Genomic DNA, 12,267 nt, shown 5'->3' on the forward strand with positions numbered 1-12,267 from the left:
CATGAAAAAGGATATATTTTTATCAACAAAGAAAAAAATTATAGCTACAAGTACAATTGTAGTATTTACATGCTTAATTGTATTTGCAATAATAACTCAAATATTATACTCATCAACGGTTTTAGATAATATAGATCACCAACTTATAGAACAAAAAAAATTCTTTCTTCAACAGGAATCGGATTTTAGTTATGAACAGGGTCTAAACAAAAATGATGTTATTACAAGAGAAAATGGATTAGGCGATAAATTTAAGGATAAATCATTGCAACAACAAAATAAACCTGAAGGTTTTAGTGGAAGATTAGATGGAAAACCAGCACATATCCCTCCCAATTTAATTGTTATTATATATAAAAATAATACTTTTGAAGCCATGAGTAAAAATTTATACTTTAGTGAAGAGAATTTACCAGTGATTCCATTAAGTGCAGAGGATGAGATAGTTACAATTACAAGTGGTGGGTATAGTTTCAGGGGTATAGTAGTTAATAATGGCGAATATAAAATACAAGTTCTTGCTAATATTGATGCTGAAGAACGTTCATTAAGCAGATTAAGAAATTCTATTATAGCAAGTTTAATTATACTTATTATACTAGCAACATTACTTTCAGCATATCTAGCTTCTAAAGTAATAAAGCCAATTAGGGAAGCTTATGAGAAACAGGTTTATTTCGTTCAAGATGCATCTCATGAAATGAGAACTCCATTGGCTGTAATTAAAGGAAAACTGGAACTATTAGCTCATTCATGGGGAGATACTATAGATAATCACTTTGAACATATTTCTAAGATGATGACGGAGGTAAGAGGACTAGAAAAACTAAACAGTGATTTATTACTATTGTCAAAAGAAGATTTAGATTTAGCTGTTAATATCACGAGTTTTAAACTAAATGATTTTATTGATGATTTAAGTGAATTTTATTTGGATTTAGCGGAGATTAAGGAAAAGACCTTTAAAGTAAATGGATTAGAAGAAAATATATCTGTTCAATGGGATTATGATAAGGTAAAAAGATCAATAGTAATTTTAATTGAAAATGCATTTAAATATACTAATGAAAATGGTGAGATAATATTAAGTGTAGAGGATATGAACAAATATGTTAAGATATCGGTAAAAGATAATGGAATAGGAATTAAGGAAGAAGAACAATCTCGTATATTTGATAGATTTTATAGAAGTGAAGCTGTTAGAGGAGAAAATATTGGTGGTACTGGAATTGGATTAAGTTTATTGAAATCAATTTCGAAAAATTTTGGGATAAAACTGAAAGTTAACTCAGAGTATGGTAGTGGATCAGAGTTTATTTTAATAATCCCAAAGATAATAAAGTAAGAATATAACAAAATAAGAACAAGTTAGAATAATGATTTTAACTTGTTCTTATTTTATTAATAAATTATCTAAGCCCAAACAGCCTACCCATAAAACTTAATTTCTCTTTAGTAGTATCCATTTCCTGTTGGACATAATAAGCGCGCTCTATAACATTTTTGAATCTTCTAATTTCATCAATTAAATTTATATCCCTAGAATTAGAAGCTTCATTAAACTTATCAAATTGTAATTTTAGAATATCTTCTAAGGAAAGTTTCTCTGAAATTAAATTATCTATTTTTAGAGATAGCTCATTATATAGGTTATTTTTTTCTTCATAAGCTTTCTCAAATTTATAGTCAATGTATTCTTTTATTTCTTTTAACATATCTTCCTTAAATAGTTTTAATTGATCATTTTGTTCCGATGCGAGGTCAACAATTTTTTTAATGCGTAATTCATTATCTTCTTTAATCTTGTTTGATAAAGTTTCCTTTAAACTACTAATCTCTTTATTTTCAAGATCAATTATCGTTGATATTATTTCTTTAACAGATAAGGAATTACTTTCTTTAACTTCAACTAATTCTTCCAGGTTCAATGGTAGTGATTCACAGTATTTTTGAATCTCCTTAACAGTCATTCCTTTATTTTTCAAGTTAATTAAAAACTCAAGTTTATCTATATCACTATTGGTATATCTAAACTCTTTATTTAAAATTTCAATTTTTAGAATGTTATCAAAAACATTAGTATAATACCGTATACTACTATCTTCTTCCCCTAATAAACTGGCTACTTGATTAATTGAATAATGTAATATATCCCCCCTTTTTATGTTTTTTACAGTTAACTTATCAGGAATATGCATATATTTATCTTCATAATCCATAATATTTTAAACCCCCTCTTTTAGGTTAAAGTAAAGTATTAATTATCGCAGTTAAGTTATTCTGATGTATATTGGAAAGTAAAAGTATAAGAGAAAATTTATATAAATTATTTTTAAATACAAATAGTTTTTTGAAATAGAGTATTTGAGAATATTGTAGGCAATTAACTATAAGATTAGTTGCGTTCAATAAGTTTTCAAAAAATAAAGGTGACTATATAATAATAGTCACCTAAATATAACAAAAGTAAAAAAACATCTTATTATAATTATATTTTGGCAACCTGACAATCATAGAAAATTAAATTTTCCTTAGACTCATGGCTTTGCGACCCTACTTTTCAATAAGTGTGCTAGTATCATTTATAGTTATAAAAAATTATATTTTAAAAGAGCTTGTTTATGTTTTAATTATAGAATAATTAAAACATCTTATCTATAAATATTTTCTAATTTCCATGAAACTCAAGAAATAACTTTCGAAAATAAATATATTTTAGTATGTAAAGTTAACTTTATAATATAAAGTTAGTAATATGTAATAAGTAATATTAAAATTGTACATTCATTAATATTATCGACAGATTATAAAGTGTTTTTACCTTATTCGATTATATTACTTATTTTAACCTTAAATTACTTATTTATATTAAATATCCTTTAAATATTAATAAATATAGTATAAAATTGTAATGTAATAAAATATTTCTAATAACTATTATACAATAAATACAGGCATATAAAAATCAAAAAATCAAAAAATCTTTTAGAATAGTAAAAAATCCGATATATATTGATTAAATAGGGGGATTATTATGGAAAAGAGCAAAATATTATTAGTTGCATTAGGACAAGGTGCAGGTAACATTGTTGATGGTCTGTTAGGTAGAAATAAGAATTATAATGGATTATTTTTTAATAGTAGTTTATTTGATATTAAACCATTAAAAAATGCAAATATAGATAAAAACGTTTATTTATATCCAGGGACAGATGGATCTGGCAGAGATAGAAATAAATCAAAAGAGATGATAAAAGATAATGCAAATGCAATAGGAACTTTATTAAGAAAGTATCCTCAAACAGAAGTTATGGTTGTTTTTACAAGCATGGCAGGGGGGACGGGATCTGGCGCAATCAAGACGTTCATACAGATAGCTTCAGCTGCTATTCCAACTACAAAAATTAATGTAGTAGCAATTCTTCCAAGCCTGACAGAAGATCAACTATCATTTAAGAATACAATAGAATGTTGGAATGACATTAATGGTGTAATTGATTCAATTAGTGATATTAAGTTTGTTGATAATAATAAAAGAAATACTTATAAAGAAATAAACAATGAAGTGATTGAAAGCTTAGATTTAGCATACAATCTAATGGGAATTCATATTGATGGAAATATTGATAAAAAGGATTCGTTTAGAATAAATACTGCTGAAGGATCTGGTATTGTTTTAAAGCTTTATGATGGTTTAAAGGATGAAAAGACGGCAATAGATCTGGCTATAAAAAACAGTGTATTTGCTCAACCTGACACATATGATTGTGATTATTTAGGGATAAATTTAAAAATAGACGGATACGATCCAAATGAAGTATCAAAATGCTTTGAAGTTTATAAAAGCACATATATTACCTATAACAATGATTTCAATATAGTTGTTCTAGGTGGATGTGACACACCTACTGAGTCAATTAAGTTAGTTAAAATGGCGTTAGATGATAAATCTAAAAGAAAATTATCAAGGAGCAGGGACAGGGGAATCATTATAAATATTGATGAGAATGTTGGTAAGGAAAATAACCCTAAAATTGAAGAGTTAAGTGAGTATAATAATGATGAATTAGAATTCTCTTTTGATTAAATATATAATAATATAAAAAGCTATTTCTAAGTAGGAATTACTACACCTACGTAGAAATAGCTTTTTTATTTTATATTAAAAGTATATATTAGTACTTTATAATAAATTTATGGATCAATATATACAATTATAAACCTTATTGCAAGGTATGCATGTGCCAATATCATAATCTATTATTTGTCCACAATTATTGAAAAAACATCATGGTTACCTTTTCTCTGTTATATTTGATGTTAATGAATACAATATAACATTTAGGTAAACTATAGGTAAATAAATAAGTGTATTAATATTAATAGAACTTTATCTTACAAGATACTATTAATTGACATTTAAAAATCATTAATATATAATATTACAATAAAAGACTATGATTAGGAAAAGTACCTTAGATATTATTTTTAGAGAGTAGCTGTATGGTGCAAAGCTATAATAAATCTCGGAGAAAATCACCTAGGAGTTGGAGACTGAAAAGCATTAATGCCCAATAAGTTATCACGTAACAGCCTGCGTTAAAGGATAGAGTATGTATGTACTTGAAATAAAGCATTTAATATTATTTTTTAGATGTTTTGCCTTAGGTGGTTTGCGAATTCAACTTCGTCCTGTAGGATGGAGTTTTTTTACGTTTAGAAAAATATATAAATTTTGAAAAATTATTGAGGAAAATATATAGTTTACTCAGAATGAAAGGGGAATTTTTAATGTACAATAAGGTAGATTCGTCAAAAGGTACCGTCAACATGGAAAAAGACATAGCAAAGCTTTGGAAAGAAAGAGATATTATCAAAAAAAGCTTTGATTCAAATCAGGATGGAGAATATTTTACTTTCTATGATGGACCTCCAACAGCAAATGGAAGACCTCACGTTGGTCATATTTTAACTAGAGTTATGAAAGATATTATTCCAAGATATAAAGTTATGAAGGGACATAGAGTTCTAAGAAAAGCAGGATGGGATACTCATGGTCTTCCAGTTGAACTTGAAATAGAAAAGAAGCTTGGAATTTCAGGAAAAGAGCAAATTGAAGATTTCGGTGTAGAAAATTTCATTAAAGAATGTAAAGATAGTGTATTTTCATATGTTAGTTTATGGGAAGAGATGTCACATCAAATAGGATTCTGGGTTGATATGGAAGATCCATATGTAACTTATCATGATGATTATATAGAATCAGAATGGTGGGCATTAAAGAAGTTATGGGATAAAGGTTTATTATATAAAGGTCATAAGGTAATGCCTTACTGTCCAAGATGTGGAACGGCTTTATCATCTCATGAAGTTGCTCAAGGGTATAAAGATGTTAAAGATTTAACTGCAACTGCAAAGTTTAAAGTTAAAGGAGAAGAAAACAAGTACATTCTTGCTTGGACAACAACTCCTTGGACATTACCATCTAACTTAGCATTATGTATAAATAAAGCATACACATATGCTGATGTTAAAGTTGGTGAGGAAGTTTATGTATTAGCTAAGGACTTAATTGGAACTGTTCTTGGAGATACAGAACATGAAGTAATCAAAGAATATAAAGGTGAAGAATTACTAGGTACTGAATATGAACAATTATTACCTTTTGCTAAGGTTGAAGGTAAAGCATTTGTAGTAATTCATGGAGATTATGTAACACTTTCAGATGGTACTGGTATAGTACACATTGCACCAGCTTATGGTGAAGACGATAGTCTTGTTGCAAAGCAAAATGGTATTACATTTGTAAACTTAGTAGATGCAAGTGGTAACTTTGTTGAAGAAGTAACTCCATGGGCAGGAAAATTTGTTAAGAAGTGCGATGAAAGTATCTGTAATTACTTAGAAGAAAATAATAAATTATTTAATAAGCACAAACATCTTCACTCATATCCTCATTGCTGGAGATGTGACACACCACTTTTATACTATCCAAAAGATAGTTGGTTTGTTGCAATGACTCAAATGAGAGATAAATTACTTGAAAATAATAATAAAGTAAATTGGTATCCTGATAACATTAGAACAGGAAGATTTGGTAAGTTCCTTGAAAATGTTATTGACTGGGGTATTTCAAGAGATAGATACTGGGGTACACCACTTCCAATATGGCAATGTGAATGTGGTCACAGAGATTGTATAGGAAGTAGAGCTGAATTAGAAGAAAAGGCAACTACAGATTGCAAGGGAATAGAATTACACAAACCTTATGTAGATGGAATCAAGTTAAAATGTTCTGAATGCGGAAAGGAAATGAGTAGAACTAATGAAGTAATTGACTGTTGGTTTGATTCAGGGTCAATGCCTTTTGCACAATGGCACTATCCATTTGAAAATAAAGAAAAATTTGAAAAGAATTTTCCAGCTCAATTTATATCAGAAGCTGTTGACCAAACAAGAGGATGGTTCTATACATTAATGGCTTTATCAACATGTTTATTTGATACAAATCCATTTGAAAACTGTATAGTATTAGGTCACGTATTAGATAAAAAGGGACTTAAGATGTCTAAGTCTAAAGGAAATGTTGTTGATCCATTTGAAGTGTTAAACAGTCAAGGTGCAGATGCTACAAGATGGCATTTCTATACTGCAAGTGCTCCATGGCTTCCAACAAGATTCTCAGTTGATGATGTTGCAGAAACTCAAAGAAAGTTCTTAGGTACTTTATGGAACGTATATTCATTCTATGTTTTATATGCTGAAATAGATAATTTTGATCCAACTAATTATGCTGATTTTGTTTCAGACAACGTGATGGATAAATGGATTATATCTAAGCTAAACACATTAATTGAAACAGTTGATGATGGATTAAACACTTATAAGATTACTCAAGCAGCTTTAGCTATTGAAGACTTTACAGATGAATTATCAAACTGGTATGTAAGAAGAAACAGATCTAGATACTGGACACAAGAATTAACAGATGATAAAATTGGTGCTTATGTAACATTATATAAAGTGTTAGTTAACCTAGTTAAGGTAGCATCGCCATTTGTACCATTTATGACAGAAGAGATTTATCAAAATTTAGTTTTAAATCTTGATAAGAATGCTCCAGAAAGTATTCACTTATGCACATGGCCAGAAGTGAATAAAGAAGCTATAAATGAAGAATTAGAAAAGGAAATGGATTTAGCTTACACATTAGTTAAGCTTGGAAGAAGTGCTAGAAATGCTGCTAACATTAAAAATAGACAGCCGCTTTCAGAGCTGCTTATTTCAACAAAATCACTTCCAGAATATTATGGAGATATAGTAAAAGAAGAATTAAATATCAAGATGGTTGAATTAGGAGCTGACCTTTCTAAATATGTTAACTTCGAAATTAAACCTAACCTACCTGTTATAGGTAAAATGTACGGTAAATTAATTCCTCAAATCAGAAAGGCAATTTCAGAAAAGAATCAAATGGAATTAGCTCAAAAGATTCAAAATGGTGGAAGCGAAACTATAGTTGTCAATTATATAGAAATAGTTCTTACAAACGAAAATCTTTTAGTTACTATGCAGGGATTAGAAGGTTATGCATTTGCAGGGGAAGGTGAACTAGGAGTTGTTTTAGATACAACAGTAACACCAGAACTTCAAGAAGAAGGGCATGTAAGAGAAATTATTTCAAAGATTCAGAACATGAGAAAAGATAAAGGGTTTGAAGTTGCAGATAGGATTAACCTTTATGTAGCAAATAATAATATGTTAATAGATATTATTAGAAAATTTGAAGAAACAATTAAGAAAGAAACTTTAACTTCTGAAATTATTTATAACCAAGAAACTGCTTACTCAGAAACAGTTATAAATGGTGAAGTGCTAAATATGAATGTCGAAGTAATAAAATAATGAAATCGGCTAGGAATAAAAAGATTCTCTTGGAGTTCCTAGCCATTTTGTTTTATATTAATTCTAGTTAAAATAATACTAACTTATTATTATACTTAAGATCTTTTAATAAAATTATGAATTTAAGTTTAAAAACTATGATTTCTGACAAAACTTAGAATAAAATAATAAATTATTGTAAGTTCTGTTGATTTATAATGTAATATATTAGTATAATGAAATTATCTAGAAAAATTCAAAGGAGGAATAATAATGGCTACTTCTATTAAGGATGTTGCAAAAGAGGCTGGAGTATCAATTGCAACTGTTTCTAGAGTTTTAAATGATATCGATGTAGTAAACGAAGATACTAAGAAAAAGGTATTAGATGCAATTAAGAAACTTGGATATAGACCTAATATAGTCGCAAGAAGTTTAAAAACTCAAAGAACAAAAACAATAGGAATTTTACTTCCGGATATATCAAATCAATTCTATCCAGAGATTGTAAGAGGTGCTGAGGACGTTTCAAATATATACGATTACAATATAATATTGTGTAATTCAGACCTTGATATAGAAAAGGAAAAAGAATATTTAAGAGTACTTAAAGAAAAAATGGTTGATGGTGTAATTTACATGAGTAGTTCTTTAAATGAAGAAATATTAGAATTAATCAATGAATTAGATTTAAAAACCGTGTTAGTTGAAACTAGAGATAAAGAAGGACTATTACCGAGTGTAACAATTGATAACGTTAAGGCTAGTTATGATAGCACAAAGTTATTAATTGAAAAAGGAATAAAAGAAATTGCTTTTATAGGACCAGAAAAGGAAAGCAGAAATGCATGGGGAGATAGGTATATCGGGTATGAAAATGCCATGAAAGAATCAGGAATTGAAATAGATTCTGAGTTAGTGTACCTAAGCTCAATGAAAGTAAAAAGTGGATACGAAGGAATACAAAAATTCTTAAAACAAAATAAGAAGTTTAAGGGTGTCATATGTGCATCAGATGATATAGCAATGGGCGCAATAAATGCTCTAAGAGACAATAAAATAAAAGTTCCTAAAGATGTTAGCGTGGTTGGATTTAATGATAATTTTGCAGCATCAATATTCTATCCAAAGATTACAACAATTTCTCAACCAACTTATGACATGGGATCAGTTGCAATGAGAATGCTTATTAAAATGTTAAATAAAAAAGAATTAGATGAACCACATTATGTTTTAGAGCATCAGTTAGTTGAAAGAGAAAGTACGGTTTAGTAAGGAATAAAAGTAATTTCTAAAATCTATATTTGATTTTAACGATTACTAAAATAATTAATCTATAAGCTTTAAGATGACTGTTTCAAAATAATTAAGTATTATTTCGAAACAGTCATTTATTGTCCAAAATTTAGATAGTTGCACTCGCAACTATCTAATGTTAATATAATTAGTGCAACCATTAATTTGAATATGTGATAAATATGGGCAGTGTATGAGACTATATTTATTTAATAGTATGATAGGAGAGAAGAGAGATGGAAGGTTACCAACATATAGGCAAATATATTGGTGAGATTCATAGATCTAGTTGTATGTATTTTAGCAAAAGGTTTAGTAAGTTTGAAATAGGTTCAGGCCAATACCTATTCTTGTTAAATCTTTATAAGAATCCAGGAATAACACAGGAAGAATTAACAGAGAAGGTTAAGCTAGATAAAGCAACTACAGCAAGAGCCATAAAGAAACTAGAAGATAAAGGTTATGTGAGGAGAATTAAAAAGGAAAGTGATAGACGGGCTTATATGCTGGAACTCACAGAAAAAGCAGAGCAAATAAAAGAAGAAGTATTTTTAATAATGGAAGAATGGGAAGATAAAATTAGGAGTTGTTTTACAAATGAGGAATCTGAAGAATTAATGAAATTATTAAATAAACTATCTAAAAGTTCTTTGATAAGTAAGGGGGAATTATATGAATAATCAAAAGAGATTAGAAGAAATGAGTGTAGGGAAATTATTGTTGGAGTTTTCTATTCCAGCTATTATAGGTATGTTAGTAAATACTTTATATAATATTATTGATAGAATATTTATTGGGCATATAGAAGGAATAGGAAATCTAGCTATGGCCGGTGTTGGAGTAACTATGCCACTTATGACTATAATATTAGCATTTGGTATGTTAATTGGAATTGGTACAGCTACAAAGATATCAATAAAGCTTGGAGAGCATGATAAAGAAAGCGCTGAAAAGTTATTAGGGAATGCATTCACACTAATAATAATAATAAGTATTTTTTTAACAGTATTTGGACTAGTATTTTCAAATCCATTATTAAAAATGTTTGGAGCAAGCGAAAATATTATAGGTTACGGAGAAGATTTTATTCAAGTAATTTTTATTGGATGCATATTTAATATGATTAGTTTTGGTCTTAATCATTCAATTAGAAGCGATGGAAGTCCTAAAATAGCAATGGCATCAATGCTTATGAGTGCTATTATAAATATTATATTAGACCCTATATTTATATTTGGTTTAAATTTAGGAGTTAGAGGAGGAGCACTTGGAACCGTTGTTGCACAATTAATAAGCAGTATTTGGATTTTATATTATTTTACTAAAGGATCTAGTACCCTTAAAATTAGGAAGAAGAATTTAAGACTCGATAAAAAATCTGTAATGGGGATAATTGCTATAGGAGTAAGTCCGTTTAGTATGCAAATTGCCCAAAGCGCCGTGCAAATAATTGCAAATAATTCTTTGCAAATATATGGTGGAGATATAGCAGTAAGCGCTATGACAATAATAGGTAGTCTGGCTATGGTGTTTTTAATGCCGATTTTTGGATTAAATCAAGGGCTCCAGCCTATAATAGGATATAACTTTGGCGCTAAAAAATATGATAGAGTAAAGCAAGCTGTAAGATATGGAGTTATTGCGGCAACTATAATTGTTACAGTAGGATTTATAGTTATAGAAGCAGCTTCAGAGCTATTAGTTAAAGTGTTTAACAATGATCCTTCTCTTATAGAAGTTACATCCCACGGAATGAGAATATTTTTACTTATGCTTCCATTTGTAGGAGGGCAAATTATAGTCACTAATTACTTCCAATCTACTGGAAAAGTTAAAATATCAATGTTATTAAGTCTGTTAAGGCAGGTTATAATATTGATTCCATGTCTCTTAATAATCCCTATGTTTAAGGGATTAGATGGCGTATGGATTGCAGGAGCGACTTCTGACTTTTTATCAGTCATAATAACATATGTGGTGTTTGTAAGAAAATCAAAGGAACTAGTAGAAAATAAAAAACCACAAAAAGTTATACTTGAAAATTAAAGGATTTGAATTTAAATATTTTTCTTAAACTTTATCGAAATAACAACTTATATCTGGGGAATGGGTATATAAAAACAATATATAAAGCACAGGAATACAGTAGTATTACCTGTGCTTTTAATTATATTATATGTAGTTTAAAGGATTCCTTCGGTTTTTAAAATATTCTCTAATTTTTGAACTCTAGATGATAGATTAATAAACTTTTCTTTTAGTAGTTCCTTTGAAGGTTCATTATCAGTTATAAATTTTTCTATATCTTCTACAGTTTTTAAAGCTTCCTCTACATCTTGTTGAGCTATTTTTAAATTTAAATCGTCCATAAAAGTTCTCCTCTTAAATATAATTATGTTTAGTAACTATATCCTATCACTACTAAAAAATAAGTGCAAGGAATATAAATGTAAAGAACAATTATACTATGGGGGAGAATATGATAAATTATATTTGGTTCATTTTAATATTTTTTGGTGTTTTAGTTGGATTACTAAGTGGAAATGGAGAAGTAATTTCCAAGGCTATAGTAAATTCTAGTAGTAGTACCGTAACTTTTATTATAGAACTTACAGGAATAATGTGTTTCTGGTGTGGAGTTATGAAGGTAGCGGAAAATAGTGGTCTTACAGAAAAAATATCTAAATTATTAAAGCCTATTCTTAAGCGTATATTTAAAGAAGTTGCTAAGGATGAAAAGGCTTTAGGTGCTATAGTCATGAATCTTACTGCTAATATGATGGGATTATCTAACGCTGCAACACCTTTTGGAATTAAAGCAATGGAAGAAATGGATAGGCTTAATAGAGATAAGGGAACTGCATCTAATGACATGGCACTTTTTCTGGTCTTAAACGCGACATGTATTCAATTAATACCATCTACGATAATTTCAATAAGGGCAGCTTGTAATTCAGCAAATGCAGGAGTGATAATACTACCTACGCTAGTATCTACAGCAACTGCAGCAATAGTTGGAGTAATATGTTGTAAAATTTTGCAGAGATATTTTTAGGAAATGAAATAGTATCATCATAATTAATTTTG

Annotated in this window: 9 protein-coding genes and 1 riboswitch; of the genes, 7 read left to right on the forward strand and 2 right to left on the reverse strand. The window is 28.7% G+C overall.

The annotated features are described in order from the left end of the window. Position 1: 1 nt before the first annotated feature. Positions 2-1,345 carry a sensor histidine kinase gene (locus CLCHR_RS04755; protein ID WP_079438548.1) on the forward strand — a complete coding sequence of 448 codons (1,344 nt, stop codon included), beginning with the start codon at positions 2-4 and terminating at the stop codon, positions 1,343-1,345. A 64-nt stretch (positions 1,346-1,409) separates the two neighbouring features. Here CLCHR_RS04755 and CLCHR_RS04760 read toward each other — a convergent pair whose 3' ends face one another. Beyond that, complete coding sequence (locus CLCHR_RS04760; protein ID WP_079438549.1) at positions 1,410-2,219, reverse strand: helix-turn-helix domain-containing protein; 810 nt, start codon at positions 2,217-2,219, stop codon at positions 1,410-1,412. Between the two features lie 275 nt (positions 2,220-2,494). After that, positions 2,495-2,584: riboswitch (cyclic di-GMP riboswitch) on the reverse strand. Positions 2,585-3,034: 450 nt separating this feature from the next. Here CLCHR_RS04760 and CLCHR_RS04765 point away from each other — a divergent pair. The 5 genes from CLCHR_RS04765 to CLCHR_RS04785 all read left to right on the forward strand — a co-directional run bounded on the left by CLCHR_RS04765 (position 3,035) and on the right by CLCHR_RS04785 (position 11,226). Then, a complete protein-coding gene (locus tag CLCHR_RS04765) occupies positions 3,035-4,087 on the forward strand; it encodes an FtsZ/tubulin family protein (protein WP_079438550.1) in 1,053 nt (350 codons plus the stop codon). 704 nt (positions 4,088-4,791) lie between these two features. Then, positions 4,792-7,905 (forward strand): isoleucine--tRNA ligase, encoded by a 3,114-nt coding sequence (gene ileS / locus CLCHR_RS04770; RefSeq protein ID WP_079438551.1) that lies wholly within the window; start codon positions 4,792-4,794, stop codon positions 7,903-7,905. A 252-nt stretch (positions 7,906-8,157) separates the two neighbouring features. Beyond that, complete coding sequence (locus CLCHR_RS04775; RefSeq protein WP_079438552.1) at positions 8,158-9,156, forward strand: LacI family DNA-binding transcriptional regulator; 999 nt, start codon at positions 8,158-8,160, stop codon at positions 9,154-9,156. A gap of 260 nt (positions 9,157-9,416) precedes the next feature. Beyond that, a complete protein-coding gene (locus tag CLCHR_RS04780; protein ID WP_079438553.1) occupies positions 9,417-9,860 on the forward strand; it encodes a MarR family winged helix-turn-helix transcriptional regulator in 444 nt (147 codons plus the stop codon). Beyond that, positions 9,853-11,226 (forward strand): MATE family efflux transporter, encoded by a 1,374-nt coding sequence (locus CLCHR_RS04785; protein ID WP_079438554.1) that lies wholly within the window; start codon positions 9,853-9,855, stop codon positions 11,224-11,226. Before CLCHR_RS04780 ends, CLCHR_RS04785 begins: the two co-directional genes overlap by 8 nt. 137 nt (positions 11,227-11,363) lie before the next feature. Here the strand turns inward: CLCHR_RS04785 and CLCHR_RS04790 are convergent, their stop codons facing one another. Further along, positions 11,364-11,549: a hypothetical protein gene (locus CLCHR_RS04790; RefSeq protein WP_079438555.1), complete on the reverse strand. Its 186-nt coding sequence runs from the start codon at positions 11,547-11,549 to the stop codon at positions 11,364-11,366. A 110-nt stretch (positions 11,550-11,659) separates the two neighbouring features. Between CLCHR_RS04790 and CLCHR_RS04795 the strand changes: the two genes are divergently transcribed. Continuing rightward, positions 11,660-12,235, forward strand: coding sequence for a nucleoside recognition domain-containing protein (locus tag CLCHR_RS04795; RefSeq protein WP_079438556.1), 576 nt, complete (start codon positions 11,660-11,662; stop codon positions 12,233-12,235). Positions 12,236-12,267: the final 32 nt, after the last annotated feature.

It is taken from the genome of Clostridium chromiireducens, from assembly GCF_002029255.1.
GTDB lineage: Bacteria > Bacillota > Clostridia > Clostridiales > Clostridiaceae > Clostridium > Clostridium chromiireducens.

Coding starts and splice junctions, on each gene's coding strand:
- CLCHR_RS04755 (WP_079438548.1), top strand. CDS start 2: ATGAAAAAGGATATATTTTTATCAACAAAGAAAAAAATTATAGCTACA.
- CLCHR_RS04775 (WP_079438552.1), top strand. CDS start 8,158: ATGGCTACTTCTATTAAGGATGTTGCAAAAGAGGCTGGAGTATCAATT.
- CLCHR_RS04765 (WP_079438550.1), top strand. CDS start 3,035: ATGGAAAAGAGCAAAATATTATTAGTTGCATTAGGACAAGGTGCAGGT.
- ileS (WP_079438551.1), top strand. CDS start 4,792: ATGTACAATAAGGTAGATTCGTCAAAAGGTACCGTCAACATGGAAAAA.
- CLCHR_RS04790 (WP_079438555.1), bottom strand. CDS start 11,549: ATGGACGATTTAAATTTAAAAATAGCTCAACAAGATGTAGAGGAAGCT.
- CLCHR_RS04785 (WP_079438554.1), top strand. CDS start 9,853: ATGAATAATCAAAAGAGATTAGAAGAAATGAGTGTAGGGAAATTATTG.
- CLCHR_RS04795 (WP_079438556.1), top strand. CDS start 11,660: ATGATAAATTATATTTGGTTCATTTTAATATTTTTTGGTGTTTTAGTT.
- CLCHR_RS04760 (WP_079438549.1), bottom strand. CDS start 2,219: ATGGATTATGAAGATAAATATATGCATATTCCTGATAAGTTAACTGTA.
- CLCHR_RS04780 (WP_079438553.1), top strand. CDS start 9,417: ATGGAAGGTTACCAACATATAGGCAAATATATTGGTGAGATTCATAGA.